Genomic DNA, 24,921 nt, shown 5'->3' with positions numbered 1-24,921 from the left:
GTGAACGCTACGGGCGGGTCGCGAACGCCACGAGATCAAGGCTCGCGTCGACGTCGCCGGGCTGCAGCACGAAGTCCCCGGCGGTCACGGACCCGACGTCGCGCCGCAGCGCGGCCGGCCACGACCCGCCCGCGAGCGCGACGGCCACCTGGGCGTCGACGAGCGAGCCGCCGTGCCGGGCGTCGAGCTCGCGCAGCCGCGGCCCGTGGTGCAGGCCCTCGACCTCGACGTCGGCGAAGCCCGCGTCCCGGACGAGGCAGGCGAGCTCGGCGGCGGACAGCTCCCGGGTGTGGAACGGGTTGAGCGGGGTGTCGCGGCCAGGGGAGAACGTGAGGCGGTTGGGCGTGGACACCACCAGCGCGCCGCCGGGGCGCAGCACCCGGAGGCACTCCCGCAGGAACCGCTCCTGCTCCCACAGGTGCTCGATCACCTGCAGCGACACCACGGCATCCACGCCGCCGTCGCGCACCGGCAGCGCGACGAGGTTGGCCCGCGCGACCCCGGCTCCCGGGTAGCGCCGCGCGACGTGTGCCGCCGTCGCCGCGTCGAGGTCCAGCGCGAGGACGCCGGTGGCGACCTCCGCGAGCATCCCGGCGCCGTACCCCTCGCCGCAGCCGGCTTCCAGCACCGACGCCCCCGCGACCAGATCACGCAGCGCGATGTAGACGGCTTCGTGCCGGCGGAACCAGTAGTTCTCCTCCGGGATGCCCGGCACCGTGCGCTCGCCGGTCAGCGGAAGGGCCGAATCGGTTGTCGTCACGTGCACACCGTCTCAGGCCGGGCGCGGGGCGTACATGATGACGCCGACTCCGACCAGGCAGATCACCGCGCCGATGATGTCGTAGCGGTCGGGCCGGAACCCGTCGAGCACGACACCCCACAGCAGCGAACCGGCCACGAAGACGCCCCCGTAGGCGGCGAGGATCCGGCCGAAGTGCGGGTCCGGCTGCAGGGTCGCGACGAACCCGTACGCGCCGAGCGCGAGCACCCCCGCCCCGATCCAGAGCAGGCCGCGGTGTTCCCGCACCCCCTGCCAGACCAGCCACGCACCGCCGATCTCGGCGATCGCCGCGAGCACGAACAGGACGACGGAGCGCGCAACGGTCACGGATGCACACGATAAGGCTGTTGCCGGAACGGCAAACGATATTGCCGGTCGGCGTTGCGCGCAGGCACGGTGGGCCCATGAATCAGGACACCGCGGAGAGCGCGGAGCAGTACTGGGAGGAGCGCTACGGCGCCGAGGGCCGGGTCTGGAGCGGGCGGCCGAACGCGCTCCTCGTGCGGGAGGTCGACGGGCTGCCGCCGGGCACCGCCCTCGACCTCGGCTGCGGGGAGGGCGGGGACGCGATCTGGCTCGCAGGCCATGGCTGGCAGGTCACGGCCGTGGACGTCTCCGCCACGGCGCTGCGCCGGGGCGCGGACCATGCGCGCGAGGCCGGTGTCGAGGAGCGGATCCGGTGGGAGCGGCACGACCTGTCCCGCTCGTTCCCGGACGGCTCCTTCGACCTCGTGTCGGCGCAGTTCCTCCACTCGCCGGTCGCGGTGGACGGCGAGCGCGAGACGATCCTGGCGCGGGCAGCGGCCGCGGTGGCCCCGGGCGGCGTCCTGCTCGTCGTCGGGCACGGGGGCTGGCCCTCGTGGCAGGAGACCCCGCCCTTCGAGCACCACTTCCCGACGAACGCCGAGGTGCTCGAGTCGCTGGACCTGGAGCCGGGACGCTGGAGGGTGGAGCTCGAAGAGGTCGTCGAGCGCGACTTCCCCGACCCGGACGGCCGGCCGGGCCACCGTACGGACAACGTCCTGCGCGTCCGCAGAGTCTGATCGCTCCGCTGCGCTCCGTGCCGCAGGTCTCGGCTCAGCCGGCAGGCGGGTGCCGGGGCGCGCCGCGGACGGACAGGACGCCGCCGACGTCGTGCATGAGCCATGCGAGGAGCGTGGCGTCCTCCAGCGTGAGCGGCACCCGCGGTCCCTGCCAGCTCAGCAATGCGGTGGGTCGGGACCGCAGCGCGTCCCGCAGCAGCGCGGCGAGTTCAGGGGTGGCCCGCACGGCGATGCCGCCGTGGCTGACCTCCTCGCCGATCGGGACGCCGTCCGTCGCGTCGGCGCCGGTGCGCAGGACGTAGCCGCAGCCCTGGCGGTCGTCGTAGCCTGTGACGATCATCCGACCCGTCCCGGGACGGGTCGGAGTAGTGCGAGAACGGGGGGATCGACCACGCCCACCACACTGCCACCGGACACGTGCTGGGTGGTGGAGAGGCGGGTTCGTCCCTGTCGGGCCGGTACGGACATGGGCGGCTCCGCGGGTCGGGTTGCCGGACAGTACCCGCGGATCGGCCCGTGCGTGTACCCGCTGCGCCAGGTTCGCCCGTCGGCGTTCCCGCCTTCCCCGGACGGATCAGCGTCCGCGCAGGCGAGAGAGGAAGCCGCGGGCGCGCTCGCGGTTGCGCGGGTCGGCGGCCATGCGCCTGCCTTGATCGGTGAGGCGCTTGCCCTGTGGGCTCGCGAGGAATGCGCGGATTCGGTGCAGAAGTGCCATCAGTCCGTGTTACCCGCCGTCACGCCTGCTACGCGCTACGGGTGAGCAGTCTCACCCGCGGGACGTTTGCCGCGCAGCTACCCGCTGGTAACAATTGCCCGAACCGGGCGTCCGGCGCGCCGATTCCGAACCGGGATGGCATGTTTGACGGCGCCGGACGCCGAGCGTCCGACAGGCCCATCGCGGCACGTCCGCACCGGCAGGAGGTCGAAGAGGTCCGATGAACATCGTCGTGCTGGTCAAGCAGGTGCCCGACACGTATTCGGAGCGGAAGCTGCGCTCGGATGGCACCTTGGACCGCGACGCCACCGACGCGGTGCTGGATGAGATCAACGAGCGGGCGGTCGAGGCGGCGCTGCAGCTGAAGGAGGCTCACGACGGTTCCGAGGTCACGGTGTTGACCATGGGGCCGGACCGGGCGACGGACGCGATCCGCAAGGCCCTGTCGATGGGCGCGGACAAGGCCGTGCACCTGTCGGACGAGGCGCTGGCGGGGTCGGACGCCGTGCAGACCGCCAAGGCTCTTGCCAAGGCGATCGGCACGGTCGAAGGCGTCGACCTGGTCGTGGCGGGTAACGAGGCGTCGGACGGGCGGGCCGCCGCGGTGCCGGCGATGCTGGCCGACATCCTGGGCGTGCCCGCGCTGACCCACGCCCGTGAGGTCACCGTGGAGGGCTCGACCGTCACCGTGAAGCGCGAGACCGACGACGGGATCACCACCCTGACCGCGGAGCTCCCGGCCGTGGTGTCCGTCGGGGAGAAGATCAACGAGCCGCGGTACCCGTCGTTCAAGGGGATCATGGCTGCGAAGAAGAAGCCGGTCACCACGCTCGGCCTGGCCGACGCCGGGATCGACCCATCGGAGGTCGGGCTGGCCAACGCGCTGACGGCCGTGACCTCGTCGCAGCCCAAGCCGCCGAAGAGCGCGGGCGAGAAGGTCACCGACGAGGGCGACGGCGGGCAGAAGATCGCCGGGTACCTGGTCGGCCAGAAGCTCATCTGAGAGAGGGAGACGGACAGTCATGGCTGAGGTACTGGTCCTCGTCGACCACCTCGAGGGTGAGATCAAGAAGAGCACGTTCGAGCTGCTGACCGCGGCCCGGGCGCTGGGTGAGCCGTCGGCGGTGGTGGTCGGCCCGGCCGGCACGGCGGGCAAGCTGGCCGACGGGCTGAAGGAGTACGGGGCGGCGAAGATCTACGTCGCGGAGACCGACTCGAGCGAGTTCCTCTCGCCCGAGGTGGCGGTGCTCTCGTCGCTGGTGGAGTCCAAGGACCCGGCTGCGGTGCTGATCGGGGTCTCGGCCGACGGCAAGGAGATCGCGGGCCGGGTGGCGGTGCGCACGAACTCCGGGCTGCTCGGCGACGTCGTGGTGGTCACGCCCGAGGGTGCGACGCACTCGGTGTTCGGTGGCGCCTACACCGCAGAGGCGAAGGCGAACGGCGCACACCCGGTGATCACGCTGCGGCCGGGTTCGGTGGAGGCCGAGCCCGCGCCCGGCGCGGGCGCCGAGGAGACGGTCGAGGTGCCGGCGGCGACCGGGCGTTCGGCCACCGTCGTGAGCCGGGAGCCGATCACAGGTGGCGACCGGCCGGAGCTGACCGAGGCGTCGGTGGTGGTCTCCGGTGGCCGCGGTGTCGGGTCGGCGGAGGACTTCGCGGTGGTCGAGGCCCTGGCCGACTCCCTCGGCGCTGCGGTCGGCGCGTCGCGGGCGGCGGTGGACTCGGGCTACTACCCGCACCAGTTCCAGGTCGGCCAGACCGGCAAGACGGTCTCGCCGCAGCTGTACATCGCGCTCGGCATCTCCGGTGCGATCCAGCACCGGGCGGGGATGCAGACCTCGAAGACGATCATCGCGGTCAACAAGGACCCGGAGGCCCCGATCTTCGAAATCGCCGACTTCGGTGTGGTGGGCGACCTGTTCAAGGTCGCACCCCAGCTGCGTGAGGAGATCGCCAAGCGCAAGGGCTGAGGCAGCCCGACCCACGTGCCCCGGGCGGAGATCCGCTCGGGGCACGGGTGTGTCAGGTGGCGGCCGCGCTGTTCATCCGCCTGCCACTCCATCGTTCATGCATTCGGGTACGGGTGTTGCCTTCGGCCCGTACCAAGACCCCCGTGACCTCGACGCAGGTGCTCGCCCGTACGCCGCAGTCGGACTCCTCCTCCCGCTACTCCCTACTGCTCTCGACGGAGCCGGATGAGGTGCGCGCGGCCCAGCGGCTTCGCCACAGCGTCTTCGCCGAGGAGCTCGGGGCCGTACTGCACACCCCGGAACCCGGTCTCGACGTCGACCGCTTCGACGCGTTCTGCGACCACCTACTGGTGCGGGACGAGAGCAGCGGCGAGATCGTCGGGAACTACCGGATGCTGCCGCCGTCCGCGGCCGCGCGGGCCGGCGGGCTGTACTCGGAAGGCGAGTTCGTGCTCGACGAGCTCGCGCCGCTGCGCCCTTCGCTGGTGGAGACGGGCCGCTCGTGCGTGCACCCCGACCACCGCAACGGGGCGGTCGTCGGCCTGGTCTGGGCCGGGCTCGCGCGGTACATGCTGCTCACCGGGCACCGCTGGCTCGCGGGCTGCGCGAGCGTGCCGCTCGGCGACGGCGGGGCGGCGGCCTCGACCGTGTGGGACCGCGCGCTGGCAAGGCACCTGTCGCCAGAGCCGTACCGGGTGCGGCCGCTGCGGCCGTGGCAGCCGCCGGTGCTGCGCCGGCCGCGCCGGGTCGCGATCCCGCCGCTGCTGCAGGGCTATCTGCGGCTGGGCGCGTGGGTCTGCGGGCCACCCGCCCTCGACCCCGACTTCGACTGCGCCGACTTCTTCGTGCTACTCGGCCTCGACCACATGGACGAGCGCTACGCCCGGTTCTTCCTCGGCGAATCCTGATGCTCGGACACCCCACAGCCACCGCGTCCGGCTGGCTGCCGGTGTCGCCGTGCGGGCCCGGTTGCCAGCCGCCGTCCGACGGAGGGCGGGTGCCGCTGGTGTTCTGCCGGCTCTGCGGCCTTGCGGTCGTGCTGGTGGCCTCGCTCGTCGGCGTCGCACTGCTGCCGGCCGACGCGCGTGCCCACTGGCTCCGCGCGTGCTACCGGGTCGTGCTCCGGTGCAGCGGTGTGCGGCTGCGCGTGGCGGGCGAGCTGGGTGACGGCGGTGAGCTGCTCGCGGTGAACCACCTGTCGTGGGTCGAGGTGCTCGCGGTCGGGACGCTGCGCCCGGTGCGCATGGTGGCGAAGCGTGAGATGGGCGACTGGCCCGTGATCGGCGGCGTCGCGCGCCGCAGCGGGGCGCTGTTCGTCGACCGGGCGGGCCTGCGCGGGCTGCGGGCCACCGTCGCGGACACCGCCGACGCGCTGCGGGACGGCGCCGACGTCGCCGTGTTCCCGGAGGGCACGACGTGGTGCGGGGCCGCGGCGGGACCGTTCCGGCGGGCGGTGTTCCAGGCCGCGATCGACGCGGGCGCGCCGGTGCGGCCGGTCGCCGTGGTCCTGCGGTTGCCGGGCGGGGAGCGGGCGACGGCCGCGGCGTTCATCGGTGAGCAGACGCTGTGGGACTCCCTCATGCGGGTGTTGGCGCTGCCCGGCATCGACTGCGAGCTCACGATCCTTCCGGCGCTGCCGCCGTCCGCCGACCGCCGCGAGTTGGCCCGGTCCGCCGGCGACGCGGTCGCCGCGGTGACGGGGGTGCCGCACCCGGCCATCCGCCGCCGGCACAGCGCCCCCCTCGCCGCCTAGTGTCCCCCGCCGGAAGTCCGTTGGGTAAGTCGGTGGATCCAGGTTCTCGCTGGGTGCGCCGGACGGCGGGCCTCGTACTGGACGTACTCGGCCCCGTCGGCCGGTGCGGCCAGCGTGGGCCTGGGCCGCCGAATTACTCGGCGGACTTCCGGCGGGGGGCACTAGGAGCGCCCTGAACGACTCGGACCTACTGCGCGGCGCCCAGGCGGCGCCCTCGCCGCGTTGGACGATCGCCCCGATACAACAGCGGTATCGGCGCGATCGTCCGCCTTGCGAGGACACCACCTGGACGCCGCTCGCTACGGCCCGAGTCGTTCAGGACCCTCCTAGCGGGCGCGACCGGGACGGCCATTCGCGGCGACTATCCTGGCCCGCGGATCGAACGACCGGGGAGGTGGCTGCCACGAGCGCGACCTACCTCGACCATGCCGCCACCACGCCGATGCTTCCCGAGGCCGTGGCGGCGATGGCGGAGGCACTCAGCCGCACCGGGAACGCGTCCTCCCTGCACACGTCCGGCCGCCGCGCGCGGCGCGACGTCGAGGAGGCGCGTGAGCGCATCGCGGCCGCCGTGGGCGCGCGGCCGTCGGAGGTGGTGCTCACCACCGGCGGCACGGAGAGCGACAACCTCGCGGTCAAGGGCCTGTACTGGGCGCGCCGCGACGCCGACGCCCGGCGCACCCGCGTCCTGGTCTCGGCCATCGAGCACCACGCCGTGCTCGACGCGGCCCAGTGGCTCGCCGCGCACGAGGGCGCCGAGGTCGAACTGCTCGAGGTCGACGACGTCGGCCGCGTGCGCCCCGAGACGCTGCGCGCGGCCCTCGCGAAGGAGCCGGAGCGGGTCGCTCTGGTCTCGGTGATGTGGGCGAACAACGAGGTCGGCACGGTCAACCCGATCCGCGAGCTCGCCACGATCGCCCACGAGTTCGACGTGCCGATGCACACCGACGCGGTGCAGGCCGTCGGGACGCTCCCGGTCGACTTCGCCGCGTCGGGTGTCGACGCGTTGTCGCTCACCGGTCACAAGCTCGGCGGCCCGATCGGGGCAGGCGCGCTGCTGCTGGGCCGCGAGGTCGTGCTCACCCCGTTGCTGCACGGCGGCGGGCAGGAGCGCGACGTGCGGTCCGGCACCCTCGACACCCCCGCGGTGGTGGGTCTGGCCACCGCCGTGGAGCTGTCCGTCGCCGACGCGCCCCGGCGCGGCCCGGCGCTCGCCGACCTGCGCGACGACCTCGTCGCCCGGATCAGGGCCGTCGTGCCAGAGGCCACGCTGAACGGGGACCCTGGCACCGGCGTCGTCGAGGGCGGGCCCTCGCGGCTGCCGGGCAACGCACACCTGTCGTTCCCCGGTTGCGAGGGCGACAGCCTGCTGATGCTGCTCGACGCACAGGGCATCGAGTGCTCCACCGGCTCGGCGTGCACGGCAGGGGTGGCGCAGCCCAGCCACGTGCTGCTCGCGATGGGGGCCGACGAGGCGACCGCCCGCGGGTCCTTGAGGTTCTCACTCGGCCACACCTCGACGGCCGCCGACGTCGACGCGGTCGCGGCCGTGATCGGCCCGGTCGTCGAGCGGGCCCGGCGCGCCGGGAAGGCGGCGTTGGCGCGATGAGGGTTCTCGCAGCGATGAGCGGTGGCGTCGACTCGGCGGTGGCCGCCGCCCGCGCCGTCGATGCCGGCCACGACGTGGTCGGCGTCCACCTCGCGCTCTCCGAGACCCCGGACGCCCTGCGCAGCGGCTCCCGCGGCTGCTGCTCGCGCGAGGATGCCGGCGATGCCCGCCGGGCCGCGGACGTGCTCGGCATCCCGTTCTACGTCTGGGACTTCGCCGCCCGCTTCCGCGAGGACGTGGTGGACGACTTCGTCGCCGCCTATGCCGCCGGGCAGACCCCCAACCCGTGCCTGCGGTGCAACGAGAAGATCAAGTTCGCCGCGCTGCTGGACAAGGCGGTCGCGCTCGGATTCGACGCCGTCTGCACCGGCCACTACGCGCGGCTGGTCGCGGGTGAGCTGCGGCGAGCCGTCGACGCGGACAAGGACCAGTCGTACGTCCTCGCCGTGCTCACCACCGAGCAGCTCGCGCACGCGATGTTCCCGATCGGCGACACCCCGAAGCCCGCTGTCCGCGCTGAGGCCGCCGCCCGCGGCCTGCGGGTGGCCGACAAGCCCGACAGCCACGACATCTGCTTCATCCCCTCCGGTGACACCCGGGCGTTCCTCGGTTCCCGGCTCGGCGTGCGGCCGGGCTCGATCGTCGACGCCGCGACGGGGGCCGAGCTGGCCCGCCACGACGGCGTGCACGGATTCACCGTCGGGCAGCGCAAGGGCCTCGGCGTCGATGCCCCCGCCGCCGACGGCCGCCCCCGGTACGTGCTCGGGATCGAGCCCGTCACCGGCACCGTGACGGTCGGGCCGGCCACGGCGCTGGACGTTCGCACGATCGAGGGCGGCCGCCCCGTCTGGAGCGCGGGGGCCGCGCCAGGGGCCCGGTTCGACTGCGTCGCCCAGGTCCGCGCGCACGGCGGCATGGCCGCGGCGGTCGCCGAGCAGACGGCCGACGGCCTGCACGTCGAGCTCGCAGAGCCGCTGCGCGGCGTGGCCCCCGGCCAGGCGGTGGCGCTCTACCGCCCCGACGCGGCCGGGGACATCGTCCTTGGCAGCGCCACGATCACCGCCACGGCGTAGTAGCGGCGCGACTCGCGCACACTCACACCGCGACTCGCGGGGGCCGAAGGCTCCCCGTCCGCGAGTCGGGGTCTGGGTGCGCGCGAGTCGGGGTCTCGTCCCTTTCGGCCGGGTCCGCGGCATGAGGCAGGAGTGGCGGTGGTAGACACCGGCCGTGAGTACCGATCCGCTCGAGGCCGCACTCGCCGCCGCCGGCCTTGCCGGCTCCAGACCGGGGGAGACGGTGGGGGGCGGCGCCTTCGTCCAGCCCGAGCCCGCCGACGGCGCGGAGTCGGCCGCGCCGCCTGCTCGCTGGCCCGACGGCGCCGCGACGGGCGTCGGCTCGCTTCCCGGCACCGACCCCAGGGATGCGGCCGCGACCGTGGTGGGCGAGCTGCCACTGTTGCCGCACCTGCCCGAGCTCCCGGCCCGCGGGGTCGGGGCGGACATGATCGGCCGGACGGCAGGGCTGCTCGTCGACATCGCGGTCGAGGTCGTGCCCAGCGGCTACCGGGTCGCGGCGCGACGCGGCCGGGACCACCGCAGGGCCGTCGACCTGCTGCGCGGGGACCTCGACGCGTTCGACGAGGCCTGCGAGCCCGCCCGGCCGGAGTGGGTGAAGGTGCAAGCCGCCGGGCCGTGGACGCTGGCCGCCGCCGTCGAGCTGCACAGCGGTCACCGCGTGCTGACCGACGCAGGCGCGGTCCGGGAGTTCGCCGCGAGCCTCCTGGAAGGGCTTCGCGCCCACGTCGCGGAGGTGGCCACGCGCACCGGCGCCCACGTCCTCGTCCAGATCGACGAGCCGACGCTGCCGGCGGTGCTGGCGGGCGCGCTGCCCACCGCGTCCGGCTACGGCACGGTGCGGGCGGTCGGGCGCACGGAGGCCCAGGACGCCCTCCGGGACTTCGTCTCGGCGCTCGGCGTGCCGGTGGTCGTGCACTGCTGCGCCGACCGGCCGCCGGTCCGGCTGCTCGCAGGCACGGGAGCGGCGGGTGTCGGGATCGACGCCACACTGCCGGTGTTCCACGGGGAGACCGCGGTGCCCGCGGCGCTCGACGCGCTCGGCGAGATCTGGGACGCGGGCACGCCTCTCCTGCTCGGTCTCGTGCCGGCACGCGAGCCCGCGACGCGACCGCAGCTGCGCGAGATCGCGCGTCCCGCGTTCGATCTCGCGGACCGGCTCGGTTTCGACCGGTCCCGCCTCGGCGCGCTCGTGGTCCCGACGCCGACGTGCGGGCTCGCCGGGGCTACGCCGGAGTGGGCGCTCCGGGCGATGGCGCTGGTCCGCGACATCGGCCAGGCGTTCGTCGACCCGCCAGAGGACTGGTAGCGGTATCTGGCACCGTTGCCCGGGTGAGTCCGCAGAGCAAGGGACGGAAGCGCAGGAAGTCGGGGACGCGCGGCCGGAACGAGCCGCCAGGGCCGGCTGCCGTGGTCGCGAGCATGGCGCAGAGCGCCTTCCGCGAGCTCGAGTCCGGCGGCGACGCGCTCGACGCCGAGCTCTACGTGTCCGAGTTGTTCGGCGCGTGGTGGGGCCAGTTCCACGGCGCCGCCGACCCGGAGGTGTTGCTGGGTGAGGGCCTGGTGGCCCACGCCGCCCGCAGGTCGCGGGCCGGAGCGGTCGGCCTGCTGCGGGTGATCGCGTCGGTCGGCACCGAACCGCAGCGGGAGCAGGCCGCCGCGGCCGCCGACGCGTTGGTCGCGCGCGGGGTCGACGAGCCCGCGTGGGCCGCGGTGCTGGGCACCGAGCGGATCAGCGCGGCGTGGAGCTATGGCGACGTGTTCGGTGACCAGACGAGCGTGCTGCTCATCGTCGAGCGTGCCGACCGCAGGCACGGGGTCGTCGTACTGGTGGATCACATCCTGGGCGGCATCGCGAAGGACGCGTTCGTCACCGACGAGCCGGACGGGGTGCTCGCGGACCTGCGCGAGCTGGCCGACGCCACCACCGACGTGCGCGAGATCGCGCCGGCTGCGGCGGCCGCACTCCTCGTCCCGGCCTTCGCCGAGACCGACCGCCTCGCGCAGGCCGGGCTCGAACCGCCCGTGGACGAGGAGTTCACACCGTCCCGCGCGCTCGCCCTCGCCAGGGTGCGGCTGCTTCCGGCGCCTCGGCCGGTGCCCGCACCCGTCCCGCTCGACGCCGCGGCACGGGCCGGCGTCGTGGACGAGTTCCTCCGCTCGGAGGAAGCGCGCGATCTCCCGCCCGGGGCCCGTGGTTGCGCCGAGCTGCTCGTCGAGTTCGGCGACGCCGTCGATCCCGCACGGCCACTGCGCGTCGGGCCCGGCCTGATCGACCAGTTCCTCGACGAGACCCTCAACGACGGTCCCGAGATCACGGACGACGAGTTCGAGGCGCTCCCGGCCACCGTGCGCGCATGGGCGGAATGGGCGGGGCGGCGGGCGGAGCTCCCGGCCGCGGCGATGGCCGAGCTGCGGGAGGCCGTCGACGACATGGCCTGCTCGATCGGCCGGCCCGGCGACCCCGTGCCGATGGCGTCCGACGTCGCGGACGCCTACCTCGCCGGACTCGAGCTGGACGACGTGCGGCCGGAGGATCTGCCCGAGCTGCTCGAACGCAGGATGTTCGCGGCGCCGACCGTCGGCACGCGGATCGGGGAAGAGGAGTTCCCGTTCCTCGACCCGAGCGACCCGGACGACCGCGGCATGCTCATCGAGGGCGAGCACCCGGAGTACCACGAGGCCCTCGCCGACGCCGGCTCGGAAACCGTCGACGGGGTGAACCCCCGGCTGCACATCACGGTGCACGAGATCGTCGCCAACCAGCTGTGGGACGACGAGCCGCCCGAGGTCTGGCAGGCCGCGAAGCGGCTCTCGGCCACCGGCATGGACCGCCACGACGTGCTGCACGCGATCGGCGAGGTGCTGGTGGAGCACCTGCACGGGGCACTCGCCGGGCAGCCGGTCGATCTCGGACGGTACGTGGCGCAGGTCGACATGCTGGGCCGCACGGAGGAGGCCCGGATCGTCCCACTGCGCCGGAAGCGGTGAGCGCGGGATCCCGCCGGATGTCGGTCCCCGTCGCTAACCTCTGCTCGTGAGCACTGACACAGACGTGCGCGGACGGCACGCGCGGCTGGCCGCGGAGGTGGCCGACCACCAGTTCCGCTACTACGTGCTCGACGCGCCCGTCATCTCCGACGGGCAGTTCGACGCCCTGTGGCGCGAGCTGGTCGAGCTGGAGAGCGCGCACCCCGAGCTGGTCACGCCCGAGTCGCCCACGCAGAAGGTGGTCGGGAAGTTCGCCACCGACTTCACGGCGTACGACCACCTCGAGCGCATGCTCAGCCTCGACAACACCTTCACCGAGGACGAGCTGCGTGCGTGGGCCGAGCGGATCACGCGCGACGTCGGCGAGGGCAAGCTCCACTACCTGTGCGAGCTGAAGATCGACGGGCTCGCCGTCAACCTGCTCTACGAGGACGGCAAGCTCACCCGCGCCCTCACCCGCGGCGACGGCCGCACCGGCGAGGACATCACGCTCAACATGCGCACCCTCGACGAGGTGCCCGACCGCCTCACCGGCACCGACGAGTTCCCGGTGCCGAGGGTGGTGGAGGTGCGCGGCGAGGTCTACTTCCGGCTGGAGGACTTCCAGGCGCTCAACGCCTCCCTCGTGGAGGCGGGCAAGCCACCGTTCGCCAACCCGCGCAACACCGCGGCCGGATCGCTGCGGCAGAAGGACCCCAAGGTCACCGCGTCCCGCAAGCTGCGGTTGATCTGCCACGGTTTCGGCAAGCGGGAAGGCTTCACGTTCGACCGCCAGTCCCAGTGCTACGACGCGTTCCGCACGTGGGGACTCCCCGTCTCCGAGCGCAGCGTCGTCCTCACCGGCATCGACGAGGTGCTCGCCCACGTCCGGTACTGGGGCGAGCACCGCCACGACATCGAGCACGAGATCGACGGTGTCGTGGTCAAGGTCGACGAGGTCACGCTGCAGCGGCGGCTCGGGTCCACGTCGAGGGCACCGCGCTGGGCCATCGCGTACAAGTACCCGCCGGAGGAGGCCACCACCAAGCTGCTCGACATCCAGGTCAACGTCGGGCGCACCGGCCGGGTCACCCCGTTCGCGCAGATGGAGCCGGTGGTCGTCGCGGGCTCGACGGTCGCGCTGGCCACCCTGCACAACGCGCAGGAGGTCAAGCGCAAGGGCGTGCTCATCGGCGACCGGGTCGTCATCCGCAAGGCGGGCGACGTCATCCCCGAAGTGCTCGGCCCGGTCGTCGAGATGCGCGACGGCACCGAGCGCGAGTTCGTGATGCCCACCCACTGCCCGGAGTGCGGCACCGAACTGGCCCAGCAGAAGGCAGGCGACATCGACCTGCGCTGCCCCAATCACCGGTCCTGCCCCGCGCAGCTGCGGGAGCGGCTGTTCCACATGGCCGGGCGCGGCGCGTTCGACATCGAGGGCCTCGGGTACGAGGCGGCGGTTGCGTTGCTGAAGTCGGGCGTGGTGCAGGACGAGGGCGATGTCTTCGGGCTCGCCGAGGCCGACCTGCTGCAGGTCGATCTCTTCCGCAAGAAGGACGGCGAGCTGTCGGCCAACGGCCACCGCCTCCTCGCCAACCTGGCGGCGGTGAAGGACCGGCCGCTGTGGCGGGTGCTCGTGGGCCTGTCGATCCGGCACGTGGGGCCCACGGCCGCGCAGGCGCTGGCGCGCGAGTTCCGGTCGATGGACGCGATCGAGGCCGCCGCGGAGGAGGCGGCACGGGCCACCGCGGAAGCGGGGGTCGTGATCACCTCCGACGGCACGGCGGAGGACCCGAGCGACGACACGCCCGGCGGCACCGCAACGCCTGCCGCCACCGGGGCGGAGGCGGTCGCCGCCGTGACCGATGCGGACGGCGGGTCCACCGACGAGCGCGCCGCGGCCGGGGAACGCGCGGCGCGCGAGGCGGCGCGGGCACAGGCCAAGGCGCTCGCCGCGGCGCTGGCCCCGATCGCGAGCGTCGAGGGTGTCGGGCCGACGATCGCGGCGGCCCTGCGCGACTGGTTCTCGGTCGACTGGCACCGCGAGGTCGTGGGCAAGTGGCGGGCGGCTGGCGTGCGGATGGTCGACGAGGTCGACGCGTCGGTGCCGCGCACGCTCGAGGGCATGTCGATCGTGATCACCGGCTCGATGGAGGCCTTCTCCCGCGACGAGGCGAAGGAGGCGATCACGGCGCGCGGTGGCCGGGCGGCGGGTTCGGTGTCGAAGAAGACGGCGTTCGTGGTCGCGGGCGACTCGCCCGGCTCGAAGTACGACAAGGCGCTCGAGATCGGCGTTCCGATCCTCGACGAGGCGGGCTTCCGCGTGCTGCTGGAGCGGGGGCCGGACGCGGCGCGGGAGGTCGCCACGGTCGAGACCTGACCGGCATGATCATCCCCATCGGGTGCACGTACGATCCGGAGATCCGACGGCTAGGATTCCCGGGGATGGGGGTGCCAGCGTGCTGCAGGCGGTGCTGAACGGGTCGTGGCCGGCCGACGCGCATCCCCTGCTCCCGGTCACCCCGCGAGACCTCGCCCGTGCCGCCCGTGCCGTCTCCGAGCTCAAGGTCAGTTCGGTGCACGTGCACCCCCGCGACCCATCGGGGCTGGAGACGCTCGACCCGGTGTTCGTCGGCGACACCGTCGCCGCCATCCGAGCGCAGGTGCCGGCGATGGAGATCGGCGTCACCACCGGCCGTTGGATCGAGCGTGATCCGCGCAAGCGCATCGAGGCCGTGCTCGCCTGGGGGCACCTCGGCGTGGGCAAGCCCGACGTGTGCTCGGTCAACGTGCACGAGAAGGGCTGGGTCGACGTCTGCGCCGCGGCCCGCTCGGTGGGAATCGGCATCGAGCTCGGGGTGTGGACCAGCGGCGACGCGGTCACGTTGCGCGTCAACGGCGTGCCGCCGGGCACCACACGCGTGCTCGCCGAGTCCACCGTCACCGACCCCAGCACCGCGGTGGCGGAGGGGCTCCGCGTCCTGCGTGCGCTCGGCTCGATGCCCGTGCCGATCCTGCTGCACGGCGAGGACACCGGTGCCTGGCCCGTGCTGGAGCAGGCGATGATGCTGGGCGTCGACACCCGGATCGGGTTCGAGGACGTTCTCGTCACCCCCGAGGGATACCTCGCCGCTGGCAACGACCACCTCGTCTCCGAGGCGTGGGACATCCGCCGCAAGCTCCGGAGCAGCGGCTACCGGATCTGAGCTCTTCCCGCTACTCGACCTGCGGGTTTGGCTCAAGCAACAGATTTGGCCCGCCGACCGTGGCCCGAGCCGTGGCCACGTGTGCGATGCGAGCAATAGCGTCGGCCGCATGGGAGTGCTCGGCGACATCGGCAGGCGAGTGCACGGGGCCGCGGCCTGGTTCACCCAGCCGCTGCTCCCCGATGACCTGCTCGGCACGTTGAACCCGTTGTGGTCCACCAGCGAGCCGCACGCGCGTGTCGTGGGACTGCGTCGTGAGACGGCCGACACGACCACGCTGCTGCTACACACCGCCCGGGCGCGCACCCCGCACCGGGCAGGCCAGTTCGTCGGGATCGGGACCCGGCTCGACGGCGTGTGGCAGTGGCGCACCTACTCCGTCACCTCGAGGCCGGACGACCCGCGCCTCGCCGTCACCGTCACCGCGGTGCCGGGCGGCACCGTGTCCGGTGCGCTCGCGCACCGCACCCCGGTCGGCGCGCTGCTGCGCATCGGGCCGCCCGCAGGCGAGTTCGTGCTGCCCGACCCGGTGCCGGAGAAGCTGCTGTTCGTCACAGCGGGCAGCGGGATCACGCCCGTCATGGGCATTCTGCGCGAGCTCGCCGCAACGTGCCCGGACGCCCTGGACGGAGCCGTGGTCGTGCATTGCGACCACACCCCGGCCGATCTGGTGTTCGGGTCCGAACTGCGCAGGCTCGCCGCGACCACGGGGCTGCGCCTCGTCGAGCGGCACACCGCCGCCGAGGGCCGCCTCAGCCCGGATGCCCTCGCCGACGTGGTGCCCGATTGGGCGGCCCGCCAGACGTGGGCGTGCGGCCCGGCCGGTCTGCTCGACGCGCTGGCCGGCCACTGGGATCGGTACGGCGACTCCGACGCGCTGCACATCGAGCGGTTCGTCCCGCCCACCCCGGCTACGGACACCGGCAGCGGTGGCCGCGTCGTGTTCACGACGAGCGGGATCACGGCGGACGCCGGCCCCGGCGTTCCGTTGATGGTGGCCGGCGAGTCGGCGGGCGCACTGCTGCCGAACGGCTGCCGAATGGGCATCTGCCACACATGCGTCGGGAAGCTGCGCTCCGGCGGCGTGTGCGACCTGCGCACCGGCGAGGTGCACGACACACCAGGCCAAACCGTCCGCACGTGCGTCTCCGGCGCCGCGGGCGACGTCGAGATCGAGCTGTAGGAGCGAACATGCCTGAGACCCCCAGCGCCGCAGCGCACCTGACCGACGAGCAGGTCGAGGCGATCGGCGCGGAGCTCGACGCGATCCGTGCCGAGGTCGTCGGCTCGCTCGGCGAGCGCGACGCCCAGTACATCCACAAGGTCATCGCCGCGCAGCGCGGCCTCGAGGTCGCCGGTCGCGCCACGCTGCTGTTCTCGCTGTTCCCGCCCGCGTGGCTGGCCGGCACGGCGGCACTGTCCGCGGCCAAGATCCTCGAGAACATGGAGCTCGGCCACAACATCCTCCACGGCCAGTGGGACTGGATGCGGGACCCGAAGATCCACTCGACCACGTGGGAGTGGGACCACGCCTCGCCCGCCGAGTCGTGGAAGAAGTCGCACAACTACGAGCACCACACGTTCACCAACATCCGCGGCAAGGACCGCGACCTCGGCTACGCGATCATGCGCGTCACCCCTGAGCAGGAGTGGAAGCCGGTCTACCTGCTGCAGCCCATTTACAACATGGGCCTCGCGGCGATCTTCGAGTGGGGCATCGCGCTCTACGACCTGGAGATCGAGAAGGCGCAGGAGGGCACCAAGCCGTGGTCGCAGGTCCGCAAGGAGGCCCGCAACCTCTGGCGTAAGGCGCGCAAGCAGCTCGCCAAGGATTATGTGCTCTTCCCGCTGCTGTCCGGCCCCGGCTTCCTCTCCACGGTCGCCGCGAACGCCACCGCGAGCGTCGTGCGCAACGTGTGGTCGCACGCCGTGATCTTCTGCGGCCACTTCCCGGACGGCACCGAGACGTTCGAGGAGGAGCGGCTCGAGGGCGAGACGAAGGGCCAGTGGTACGTCCGGCAGATGCTCGGCTCGGCCAACCTCTCCGGCGGCCCGCTGTTCCACATCATGACCGGCAACCTGTCCCACCAGATCGAGCACCACCTCTTCCCGGACATCCCGAGCAACCGCTACGCCGAGATCGCACCGCGGGTCCGGGACATCTGCGAGCGCTACGGCCTGCCGTACACCACGGGGTCGCTCGCGAAGCAGTACGGCACCGTGCTGCGCAAGCTCGCCCGGCTCGCTTTCCCGGGCGGTGGCCCGAAGGCCGAGGTCACCCCGCTGCCTGAGCGGCCGAAGCTGGTCGGAACTCCGGTCCGGCTGGCCGGCTGACGAGGCTCACACACCAACAGCGGCGCTCGCACACCAACTCCGGTTGGTGTGCGAGCGCCGAAGTTCATGTGTGAGCGGAGTGCGGCTGCATCACGTGATGGCGCTGTCCTCGGCGAAGACCTTGCGGCACGACGGGGCGCAGAAGGCGTAGTCGACGCCGTCGTGGGTGAGGGTGAACCTCGCGGAGGCCCACTCGACCGGCATCCCGCACACAGGGTCGATGGTGCTGCCCTCGGGCGCGTCGGGACGGTCGCCGGACTCGCGGAACCCCCTGGTCATGAGCCGGGTGATCTCGGTGCTCGTGACGGTTCGGCCCAGCGTGCCCACGCAGTGCTCGCGTAGGCCGACGATCTGCACGACGCAATGTGGTTCGCGGTTCAGCCGGGTGGGATCGGGTTCCGTCCCGGCGATCGCTGAAGTGATCAGCGGCACGACGTGGTCGGCGAACCGCCGGTCGTTGCACCAGGCCTGCGGCACGGTCAGGCGCACCAGGTAACGGGGCGCCGCGTCGGGCGGCGGGCCGCCGGTGGCCCACGCGCCCGGTTGCCGGACGAGGACGTGGGCCAGCTCGCGCGCCGAGTCCATCACCGCGTCCGGCGCCGACTCCTCGGTGGTCAGCGCCTGCAGCACGCGGTCGGCGAGCTGGCGTTCCTCGTCCCCGCCCAGCACGCGGCCGGTCACGTACACCTCGGCGCTCATCATGCGAGGTCCCGCGCCGCGTTCGGCACGAGCGCGAGCAGTTCGTCGACCGACCACTGGTCATCGACGTGCGCGCCGTGCTTGGCGGCCAGCACCCGTCCGTCGGATGCGACGAGGAAGTCGGCGGGCAGGCCGAGCCGCCCGCCCTCGGGACGGGCCGGGGGAGCGGGACGGCCGCCCCGCACGGCCTGCAGCTCGCGTACGACCGCCCGGGCGATCGCGGGCCAGCCGCGCGGGTCGAGCAGGGCCCGCGGGCCGGACTCGACGCCGAACTCCCGGTACAGCACCCGCCCGGGGTCCGGGACGACGTCGAGCGGCAGATCCGACGTGTAGGGGCGCAGCGCGTCGGCGCTGGAGTGGAAGAGGACGAGCTCCCGGATGCCGGCAGCCTCGATGTCCGCGCGCCGGTTGACGATCGAGCGCAGGTGCAGATTGCACACCGGGCAACCGGCGAACCGGCGGAACTGCAGGTGGACCAGGCGGTCCGGGTCGGGGACGGGCACGTCGACGCCGGTCACGGTGACGAGCGTGCGCGCGCTGACGGTTGCGGGTGTCATGATCGGACTCCTTAAGAGTACAAGGTACGCCTACGGCCAGTATGCGCGTACCTTGTACGCTGTCAAGCCGTGCCTCGTCCTCGTTCACTCACGGACGACCAGCTGGTCGCCGCCGCGCTCGCCGTCGTCGACCGCGACGGACTCTCCGCGCTGACGATGCGCACCGTCGCGCGGGAGCTCGGCGTGGCGACGATGGGCTTGTACCGCTACGTCGCCGACCGGCAGGCCCTCGAGCTGCTCGTGGTCGACCACGTGTTCCGCTCGGTCGACCTGTCGCTGCCGGAAGGCAGCTGGCAGGACCGCGTCCGGGTGCTGCTCGACCGGTTGCGTGTCGCCGTGGCCCGGCACCCGGGGATCGTTCCGCTGGTGCTGCGACACCGGCAGGCGGCGCCGGGCTCGCTCCGCCTGATCGAGGCCATGCTGTCGGTGCTCACCGACGGCGGCCTCGACGGCACCGACCGCGTGCTCGCCCAGCGCACGCTGATCGGGCACCTGCTGGGGTTCCTGCAGAACGAGCACTTCGCGGCGTTGTCCGGGCCTGGCACGATCGTGATGTCCGAGCTGCGTCCCGACGAGTACCCGCTGCTCGCGCGCACGGCCGCCGACGCGAGGTCGGTGACGCCCGACGAGGAGTTCAGGCGCGGCCTCGACGTAGTCCTGCGTGGGCTCACCGCGACCTGAGCCCCGGGCGCAGCCCCAGGACGATCAGGTGCGGTCCCGGGCCGGGCCGCTCCGGAGGGCCAGCGCCAGCTCCAGTCGGGCGGCCGGGTCGTCGAGCGCCTCGCCGAACGTCTCGCGCAGTGAGGCGAGGCGGTAGCGCACCGTCTGCGGGTGCACGTGCAGTGCGGTGGCGGTGGCGGTGACGTCGCCGTGGGCGTCCAGCCAGGCTCGCAGGGTCTCCTCGGCCCGGACGGCGGCGCCGGCCGGCAGCGCGCGCAGCGGGGCGAGCGCACGCTCGGCAAGGGCGGAGGCGAGCTCGGGTGCCGCCGCGAGCAGCAGCGCAAGCAGGTGCTCATCGGCCCGGACGACGGGAGCGCCGGCGTCGAGCCGGCCCGCGGCGTGCAGCGGCCATGCGGCCTGGGCCAGCTCCACGGAGCGATGTGCATTCGCGGGCTCGACCACCGGCCCGAGCACGGCCCGCCGATCACCGGTGGCACCGCGGACGCGCTCCAGCCACGCGGAATCGGGTTCACCGCGCGCGGTGACGACGACGAGGCCCACCGGGTCCAGGTCGGCGCCCACCGCGCCGGGCAGCCGCGCGGCGATCGCGACGGCGTCGTCGACGGCGAGCGCGGCGACCCGCGGCGGCACGGTCCAGCCCGCGGCGGCGGCGACCCGTTCCAGTTCGGCAGGCGGGGCCGGCCGGGCGAGCAGCTCCACGAGCGCATGCCGGCGGGCCTGCAGCGATCCGGCCTGGCTGGCCTCCTCGTCCGCCCATCCGGCCACCGACGCGGCGCTGATCTGCTCGATGTAGCCGAACAGGGCCTCGGCGAGGGTGAAGATCACGTCCGGGGGTAGCTTCCGGGCCGTGGTGCTGGCGGCCAGGCGCTGCCACAGCGTCCGGGTGCCCACCTGGTAGGCCGACTGCAGGGCCGCGAGCGTGCGGCCCTCCCGGTGCTCCAGCTGACCGAGCGCGCGGTACACGGTGCCGTCGCCAAGGGGGTCGTCGCGGCCGAGCAGGTCGAGGAACTGGCCCAGCGCCACCGACACACCCTCGGTGATCCGGGCGCCGAAGCGGCCCGTGAGCGGACGGGCGTACTCGGGCACCTCCCCGCGGACGGCGGCGATGATGCCATCGATCGTGCCGGCCAGCTCGGGGCGCAACGCTGCGCCGACCCAGCTCGGCACGCGGGACCATGGCCGGTCCATCGACACTATGGGCCCAGCACGGTGACGACGATGCCGGCAAGATGGGACAGGCGCGCCAGCTCCGATGGGCGGAACGCGGGCCCACCGGGCCTGCCGACGACCAGGGCCCGCGCCTTCGGGCCGAACGGCGCCGCCGCGAGCTCGGTGTCGAGGTCGCTCCACGGTTCCGGCATCCAGTGCACCACGGGGTCCAGCACCGTCGCCTTGTCGAGCGGGAGCCACGGCAGGTCGCCCGCGCGGGTCTCCGGAGCGGCGGTGCTCTCGGCGAGCCGGTAGGAGGATCCGTTCTCCCGCGCGGCGATCAGCGCCCAGCCGGCCCGGAAGATGCGTGGCACGCCCTCGGCGAGCAGCTGGAGGCCGGTGTCGGGGTCGCCGGCGATCTGGTCGATCAGCTCCAGCTCGCGGTGGGTCTCCAGCCGGCCCGAATGGGGCCGGACCGACTCGACCTCGACGCCGGGCACGGATTCGGCCGCCGTGATGAGCACGTCCGGCGGTCGGCCGGGAGGCAGCTCGACCGCGAGGTCGTCCACCGCGTGACCCAGGCCGCGCTCCACCACGTCGACGCCGAGGATGTCTGCACCCGCGTTGCCGAGCGCGGTGGCTACGGCCCCGAGACTGCCCGGCTTGTCCGGAAGCACGACCCGGAGCAGGAACGACACACCACACGTCCTCTCGCGTACACGCCCCCCACCGCGGGAGTACTCCCGCCGCAGTCGGGGCGGTTCACGCGGCGGCACTGCTCCCCGGATTGTGTCAGGAGCGGGCGGTTTCGGCACAACATCCGGTGCGGGCGACAGCCCGTACCCGCCCCGCTACTAGACTCACAGGGGCCGATGCCAGCGCATGGCGCGGCGTCGGGATCACCATCGTCCGCACCGGTTGCGGGCCTCCGCAGCACACCCGTCCTGGAGGGACATGTCCGCCGAATCCGCGGCAGCGCACATCAGCCGGGAGGAGGTTGCGCACCTCGCCCGGCTCTCCCGGCTCGCCGTCACCGACGACGAGCTGGATGTCTTCGCAGGCCAGCTCGAGGTGATCCTCGGTGCGGTCGCCCGCGTCGGCGAGGTCGCCGCCGACGACATCCCGCCCACCTCCCACGCGGTGCCGCTGCAGAACGTGTTCCGCCCCGACGAGCTGCGCCCCGGCCTCAGCCAGGAGCAGGCGCTCGCCTGCGCCCCCGCCGCCGAGGACGGCCGCTTCCGCGTGCCGCAGATCCTGGGGGAGGAAGCATGAGCGAGCTCACGCGGATGACCGCGGCCGAGCTCGCCGCGAAGATCCACTCCCGCGAGGTCTCGGCCGTCGAGGTCGCGCAGGCCCACCTCGACCGCATCGCGGCCGTCGACGACCAGGTGCACGCGTTCCTGCACGTCGCGGCCGACGCCGCGCTGGAGTCGGCGTCGATGGTCGACGAGAGCCTGGCCGCGGGGAGCGCACCCGCGTCGCCGCTGGCCGGCGTGCCGCTGGCGCTCAAGGACGTCTTCACCACGATCGACATGCCCACCACGGCGGGCTCGAAGATCCTCGACGGCTGGCGCCCGCCGTACGACGCCACGGTCACCGCGCGCCTGCGCTCCGCCGGGATCACGATCCTGGGCAAGACCAACATGGACGAGTTCGCGATGGGCTCGTCCACCGAGTACTCGGCGTTCGGGCCCACCCGCAACCCGTGGGACACCACGCGCGTGCCGGGCGGTTCCGGTGGTGGCTCGGCCGCGGCGCTCGCCGCGTTCGAGGCGCCGCTCGCGATCGGCACCGACACGGGCGGCTCGATCCGCCAGCCCGCCGCGTTCACCGGCACCGTGGGCGCCAAGCCGACGTACGGCGGGGTCTCGCGGTACGGGCTGATCGCCTGCGCCTCCTCGCTCGACCAGGGCGGACCGTGCGCGCGCACGGTGCTGGATACCGCGCTGCTGCACGAGGTGATCGCCGGGTACGACCCGATGGACTCCACCTCGATCGACCAGCCGGTGCCATCGGTCGTCGAGGCCGCGCGCCGCGGTGCGGGCGGTGACCTGTCCGGGCTGCGGGTCGGCGTGGTCCGCGAGCTGTCCGGCGAGGGCTACCAGGCGGGCGTCCGCTCGTCCTACGAGGACGCGCTGCGCCAGCTGGAGAAGCTCGGCGCTGAGCTGGTCGAGGTCTCCTGCCCGCACTTCGAGTACGGGCTCGCGGCGTACTACCTGATCCTGCCCAGCGAGGTGTCGTCCAACCTCGCCCGGTTCGACGCCATGCGCTACGGGCTGCGGGTCGAGAACGGCGCATCGGCCGAGGACGTCATGGCCGCCACCCGGGAGGCCGGGTTCGGTGCCGAGGCGAAGCGCCGGATCATCCTCGGCACGTACGCGCTCTCGTCCGGCTACTGGGACGCCTACTACGGGCAGGCGCAGAAGGTGCGCACCCTCATCAGCCGCGACTTCGCCACGGCGTTCGAGCAGGCCGACGTGCTGGTCTCGCCAACGGCGCCGACCACCCCCTTCAAGATCGGCGACAAGGTCGACGACCCGCTGGCCATGTACCTCAACGACCTGGCCACGATCCCCACCAACCTGGCCGGTACCGCCGCGATGTCGGTGCCGAGCGGGCTGGCCGACGGGCTGCCGGTCGGGCTGCAGGTGATGGCGCCCGCGCTCGGCGAGGCCGTCATGTACCGGGTCGCCGCGGCCTACGAGGCGGCGCGCAACTCCGAGAACGGCACCGTGATCGATCGAGTCCCCTCGCTGGAGGTTCCGTCGTGAGCACGCCGACGCTCGTCGACTACACCGAGGTCCTGGAGCGCTTCGACCCGGTGCTCGGCCTCGAGGTCCACGTCGAGCTCAACACGCAGACCAAGATGTTCTGCGGCTGCCCCACCGCGTTCGGGGCCGAGCCGAACACCCAGGTGTGCCCGGTGTGCCTCGGCCTTCCCGGCGCGCTGCCGGTGGTCAACCGGTCCGCCGTGGAGTCGGCGATGCGGATCGGGCTCGCCCTGAACTGCACGATCGCGCCGTGGGGCCGGTTCGCGCGGAAGAACTACTTCTACCCGGACATGCCGAAGAACTTCCAGACGTCCCAGTACGACGAGCCGATCGCCGTGAACGGGTACCTGGACGTGCCGCTCGACGACGGCTCGGTGTTCCGCGTGGAGATCGAGCGCGCGCACATGGAGGAGGACACCGGCAAGTCGCTGCACGTCGGCGGCTCGACCGGGCGCATCCACGGCGCCGAGTACTCGCTGCTCGACTACAACCGCGCGGGCGTTCCGCTGATCGAGATCGTCACGAAGCCGATCACCGGCACCGGGGACAGGGCGCCCGAGGTGGCGCGCGCGTACGTCACGGCGCTGCGCGACCTGCTGCGCGCGCTCGGCGTCTCGGACGTCCGGATGGACCAGGGCTCCCTGCGCTGCGACGCCAACGTCTCGCTGATGCCGAAGGGCACGACCGAGTTCGGCACCCGCACCGAGACCAAGAACGTCAACTCGCTGCGCTCGGTGGAGCGGGCGGTCCGCTACGAGATGACGCGCCAGGCGGGCGTGCTGCTCGCAGGCGGGCGCATCATCCAGGAGACGCGGCACTTCGACGAGTCCACCGGCACCACGTCGGCGGGACGGACGAAGGAGACCGCCGAGGACTACCGGTACTTCCCGGAGCCCGACCTGGTGCCGATCGCGCCGCCCGCCGAGTGGGTCGAGGAGCTGCGCGCCACGCTTCCCGAGCTGCCGTGGGAGCGTCGCCGCCGGATCACGGCCGAGTGGGGGCTCACCGACCTGGAACTGCGGGACCTCGTCAACGCCGGGGCGCTCGACCTCATCGAGTCCACCGTCGCGGCGGGCGCCCCTGCGGGCGAGGCCCGGTCGTGGTGGGTCGCGTACCTGACGCAGCAGGCGAACGCCCGTGGCGTCGAGCTGGCCGGGCTCCCGATCACGCCGGCCCAGGTGGCACGGGTGATCGCGCTCGTGACGGCGGGCGAGCTGTCCAACAAACTGGCCCGCCAGGTGGTCGACGGCGTGCTCGCGGGCGAGGGCGAGCCCGACGAGGTCGTCGCCGCGCGCGGCCTTGCCGTGGTCTCCGACGACACCGCACTGCTCGCCGCCGTCGACGAGGCACTCGCGGCCCAGCCGGACGTCGCCGAGAAGATCCGCGGCGGCAAGGTCCAGGCCGCGGGCGCGATCGTCGGGGCGGTCATGAAGGCGACGAAGGGCCAGGCCGACGCCAAGCGCGTGCGCGAGCTGGTGATCGAGCGCTGCAGCTGAGCCAACCCGGTGGTCGAGTAGGGCCGGCGCTCCAGCGCCGGCCCGTATCGAGACCACCATCCCCGATCGTGGCTGTGGTCTCGATACGCGCCGGCCCTGGCGGGCCGGCGCTAC

25 protein-coding genes are annotated in these 24,921 nt (G+C 73.2%); 17 read left to right on the top strand and 8 right to left on the bottom strand.

Annotation, left to right across the window (positions count from 1 at the left end; all coding sequences use genetic code 11):
• Positions 1–7: 7 nt before the first annotated feature.
• Positions 8–760, bottom strand: coding sequence for a bifunctional 2-polyprenyl-6-hydroxyphenol methylase/3-demethylubiquinol 3-O-methyltransferase UbiG (locus K1T35_RS40330; protein WP_220256944.1), 753 nt, complete (start codon positions 758–760; stop codon positions 8–10).
• 12 nt (positions 761–772) lie between these two features.
• Positions 773–1,108 (bottom strand): YnfA family protein, encoded by a 336-nt coding sequence (locus K1T35_RS40325; protein ID WP_220256943.1) that lies wholly within the window; start codon positions 1,106–1,108, stop codon positions 773–775.
• A gap of 77 nt (positions 1,109–1,185) precedes the next feature.
• On the opposite strand from K1T35_RS40325, the gene K1T35_RS40320 reads away from it, so the two are divergent.
• A complete protein-coding gene (locus tag K1T35_RS40320; RefSeq protein WP_220256942.1) occupies positions 1,186–1,824 on the top strand; it encodes a cyclopropane-fatty-acyl-phospholipid synthase family protein in 639 nt (212 codons plus the stop codon).
• Between the two features lie 34 nt (positions 1,825–1,858).
• Here the strand turns inward: K1T35_RS40320 and K1T35_RS40315 are convergent, their stop codons facing one another.
• Both K1T35_RS40315 and K1T35_RS40310 read right to left on the bottom strand, forming a co-directional pair.
• Positions 1,859–2,164 (bottom strand): hypothetical protein, encoded by a 306-nt coding sequence (locus tag K1T35_RS40315; protein WP_220256941.1) that lies wholly within the window; start codon positions 2,162–2,164, stop codon positions 1,859–1,861.
• A 234-nt stretch (positions 2,165–2,398) separates the two neighbouring features.
• Positions 2,399–2,539, bottom strand: coding sequence for a hypothetical protein (locus tag K1T35_RS40310; protein ID WP_220256940.1), 141 nt, complete (start codon positions 2,537–2,539; stop codon positions 2,399–2,401).
• Between the two features lie 220 nt (positions 2,540–2,759).
• On the opposite strand from K1T35_RS40310, the gene K1T35_RS40305 reads away from it, so the two are divergent.
• The 12 genes from K1T35_RS40305 (at position 2,760) to K1T35_RS40250 (ending at position 17,454) form a co-directional block, all read left to right on the top strand.
• Positions 2,760–3,542, top strand: a complete 783-nt coding sequence (locus K1T35_RS40305) for an electron transfer flavoprotein subunit beta/FixA family protein (protein WP_220256939.1) — start codon at positions 2,760–2,762, stop codon at positions 3,540–3,542.
• 19 nt (positions 3,543–3,561) lie between these two features.
• Complete coding sequence (locus K1T35_RS40300) at positions 3,562–4,509, top strand: electron transfer flavoprotein subunit alpha/FixB family protein (RefSeq protein ID WP_220256938.1); 948 nt, start codon at positions 3,562–3,564, stop codon at positions 4,507–4,509.
• A 143-nt stretch (positions 4,510–4,652) separates the two neighbouring features.
• Entirely contained in the window at positions 4,653–5,417 is a 765-nt protein-coding gene (locus tag K1T35_RS40295) for a GNAT family N-acetyltransferase (protein WP_220256937.1), read from the top strand.
• 89 nt (positions 5,418–5,506) lie between these two features.
• A complete protein-coding gene (locus K1T35_RS40290) occupies positions 5,507–6,262 on the top strand; it encodes a 1-acyl-sn-glycerol-3-phosphate acyltransferase (protein WP_220256936.1) in 756 nt (251 codons plus the stop codon).
• 394 nt (positions 6,263–6,656) lie between these two features.
• Positions 6,657–7,871 carry a cysteine desulfurase family protein gene (locus K1T35_RS40285; RefSeq protein ID WP_255621241.1) on the top strand — a complete coding sequence of 405 codons (1,215 nt, stop codon included), beginning with the start codon at positions 6,657–6,659 and terminating at the stop codon, positions 7,869–7,871.
• Positions 7,868–8,944: a tRNA 2-thiouridine(34) synthase MnmA gene (gene mnmA / locus K1T35_RS40280; protein ID WP_220256935.1), complete on the top strand. Its 1,077-nt coding sequence runs from the start codon at positions 7,868–7,870 to the stop codon at positions 8,942–8,944. Before K1T35_RS40285 ends, mnmA begins: the two co-directional genes overlap by 4 nt.
• A gap of 154 nt (positions 8,945–9,098) precedes the next feature.
• Positions 9,099–10,253: a methionine synthase gene (locus K1T35_RS40275; protein ID WP_220256934.1), complete on the top strand. Its 1,155-nt coding sequence runs from the start codon at positions 9,099–9,101 to the stop codon at positions 10,251–10,253.
• 23 nt (positions 10,254–10,276) lie between these two features.
• Complete coding sequence (locus tag K1T35_RS40270) at positions 10,277–11,935, top strand: DUF1841 family protein (protein ID WP_220256933.1); 1,659 nt, start codon at positions 10,277–10,279, stop codon at positions 11,933–11,935.
• A gap of 46 nt (positions 11,936–11,981) precedes the next feature.
• Positions 11,982–14,294: an NAD-dependent DNA ligase LigA gene (gene ligA, locus K1T35_RS40265; protein ID WP_220256932.1), complete on the top strand. Its 2,313-nt coding sequence runs from the start codon at positions 11,982–11,984 to the stop codon at positions 14,292–14,294.
• Between the two features lie 79 nt (positions 14,295–14,373).
• Positions 14,374–15,120, top strand: coding sequence for a 3-keto-5-aminohexanoate cleavage protein (locus tag K1T35_RS40260; RefSeq protein WP_220256931.1), 747 nt, complete (start codon positions 14,374–14,376; stop codon positions 15,118–15,120).
• A 109-nt stretch (positions 15,121–15,229) separates the two neighbouring features.
• Entirely contained in the window at positions 15,230–16,303 is a 1,074-nt protein-coding gene (locus K1T35_RS40255) for a ferredoxin reductase (RefSeq protein WP_220256930.1), read from the top strand.
• A gap of 8 nt (positions 16,304–16,311) precedes the next feature.
• Complete coding sequence (locus tag K1T35_RS40250; protein WP_220256929.1) at positions 16,312–17,454, top strand: acyl-CoA desaturase; 1,143 nt, start codon at positions 16,312–16,314, stop codon at positions 17,452–17,454.
• Between the two features lie 90 nt (positions 17,455–17,544).
• On the opposite strand, the gene K1T35_RS40245 is transcribed toward K1T35_RS40250, so the two are convergent.
• The gene (locus K1T35_RS40245; RefSeq protein ID WP_220256928.1) at positions 17,545–18,156 is read right to left on the bottom strand and encodes a hypothetical protein; all 612 of its coding nucleotides are present in this window, start codon (positions 18,154–18,156) and stop codon (positions 17,545–17,547) included.
• A complete protein-coding gene (locus tag K1T35_RS40240; protein WP_220256927.1) occupies positions 18,153–18,710 on the bottom strand; it encodes a peroxiredoxin-like family protein in 558 nt (185 codons plus the stop codon). The genes K1T35_RS40245 and K1T35_RS40240 overlap by 4 nt, the downstream gene beginning before the upstream one ends.
• A gap of 69 nt (positions 18,711–18,779) precedes the next feature.
• Between K1T35_RS40240 and K1T35_RS40235 the strand changes: the two genes are divergently transcribed.
• On the top strand, positions 18,780–19,391 hold the full coding sequence (locus K1T35_RS40235; protein ID WP_220256926.1) for a TetR/AcrR family transcriptional regulator: 612 nt from the start codon (positions 18,780–18,782) through the stop codon (positions 19,389–19,391).
• A gap of 24 nt (positions 19,392–19,415) precedes the next feature.
• On the opposite strand, the gene K1T35_RS40230 is transcribed toward K1T35_RS40235, so the two are convergent.
• Positions 19,416–20,579, bottom strand: coding sequence for a helix-turn-helix domain-containing protein (locus K1T35_RS40230; protein ID WP_220256925.1), 1,164 nt, complete (start codon positions 20,577–20,579; stop codon positions 19,416–19,418).
• Between the two features lie 5 nt (positions 20,580–20,584).
• A complete protein-coding gene (locus K1T35_RS40225) occupies positions 20,585–21,238 on the bottom strand; it encodes an ACT domain-containing protein (protein WP_220256924.1) in 654 nt (217 codons plus the stop codon).
• A gap of 256 nt (positions 21,239–21,494) precedes the next feature.
• Here K1T35_RS40225 and gatC point away from each other — a divergent pair, with 256 nt between their 5' ends.
• From gatC to gatB, 3 genes are read left to right on the top strand one after another with little or no spacing between them, the layout of a single operon-like run.
• A complete protein-coding gene (gatC, locus tag K1T35_RS40220) occupies positions 21,495–21,812 on the top strand; it encodes an Asp-tRNA(Asn)/Glu-tRNA(Gln) amidotransferase subunit GatC (RefSeq protein WP_220256923.1) in 318 nt (105 codons plus the stop codon).
• Positions 21,809–23,311: an Asp-tRNA(Asn)/Glu-tRNA(Gln) amidotransferase subunit GatA gene (gatA, locus tag K1T35_RS40215; RefSeq protein WP_220256922.1), complete on the top strand. Its 1,503-nt coding sequence runs from the start codon at positions 21,809–21,811 to the stop codon at positions 23,309–23,311. The genes gatC and gatA overlap by 4 nt, the downstream gene beginning before the upstream one ends.
• Positions 23,308–24,807 (top strand): Asp-tRNA(Asn)/Glu-tRNA(Gln) amidotransferase subunit GatB, encoded by a 1,500-nt coding sequence (gene gatB / locus K1T35_RS40210; RefSeq protein WP_220256921.1) that lies wholly within the window; start codon positions 23,308–23,310, stop codon positions 24,805–24,807. The genes gatA and gatB overlap by 4 nt, the downstream gene beginning before the upstream one ends.
• Positions 24,808–24,921: the final 114 nt, after the last annotated feature.

The sequence above is a fragment of the Pseudonocardia sp. DSM 110487 genome, assembly GCF_019468565.1.
GTDB lineage: Bacteria > Actinomycetota > Actinomycetes > Mycobacteriales > Pseudonocardiaceae > Pseudonocardia.
Note: the sequence above shows the minus strand (reverse complement) of the source record. Positions and strands in the feature narration are given on the sequence as shown.

What these genes read in the sequence shown, in the direction of transcription:
- K1T35_RS40245 (WP_220256928.1), bottom strand. Translation starts at nt 18,156, where the DNA reads ATGATGAGCGCCGAGGTGTACGTGACCGGCCGCGTGCTGGGCGGGGAC.
- mnmA (WP_220256935.1), top strand. Translation starts at nt 7,868, where the DNA reads ATGAGGGTTCTCGCAGCGATGAGCGGTGGCGTCGACTCGGCGGTGGCC.
- K1T35_RS40310 (WP_220256940.1), bottom strand. Translation starts at nt 2,539, where the DNA reads ATGGCACTTCTGCACCGAATCCGCGCATTCCTCGCGAGCCCACAGGGC.
- K1T35_RS40305 (WP_220256939.1), top strand. Translation starts at nt 2,760, where the DNA reads ATGAACATCGTCGTGCTGGTCAAGCAGGTGCCCGACACGTATTCGGAG.
- K1T35_RS40240 (WP_220256927.1), bottom strand. Translation starts at nt 18,710, where the DNA reads ATGACACCCGCAACCGTCAGCGCGCGCACGCTCGTCACCGTGACCGGC.
- gatC (WP_220256923.1), top strand. Translation starts at nt 21,495, where the DNA reads ATGTCCGCCGAATCCGCGGCAGCGCACATCAGCCGGGAGGAGGTTGCG.
- K1T35_RS40250 (WP_220256929.1), top strand. Translation starts at nt 16,312, where the DNA reads ATGCCTGAGACCCCCAGCGCCGCAGCGCACCTGACCGACGAGCAGGTC.
- K1T35_RS40315 (WP_220256941.1), bottom strand. Translation starts at nt 2,164, where the DNA reads ATGATCGTCACAGGCTACGACGACCGCCAGGGCTGCGGCTACGTCCTG.
- K1T35_RS40230 (WP_220256925.1), bottom strand. Translation starts at nt 20,579, where the DNA reads ATGGACCGGCCATGGTCCCGCGTGCCGAGCTGGGTCGGCGCAGCGTTG.
- gatA (WP_220256922.1), top strand. Translation starts at nt 21,809, where the DNA reads ATGAGCGAGCTCACGCGGATGACCGCGGCCGAGCTCGCCGCGAAGATC.
- K1T35_RS40320 (WP_220256942.1), top strand. Translation starts at nt 1,186, where the DNA reads ATGAATCAGGACACCGCGGAGAGCGCGGAGCAGTACTGGGAGGAGCGC.
- K1T35_RS40255 (WP_220256930.1), top strand. Translation starts at nt 15,230, where the DNA reads ATGGGAGTGCTCGGCGACATCGGCAGGCGAGTGCACGGGGCCGCGGCC.
- K1T35_RS40300 (WP_220256938.1), top strand. Translation starts at nt 3,562, where the DNA reads ATGGCTGAGGTACTGGTCCTCGTCGACCACCTCGAGGGTGAGATCAAG.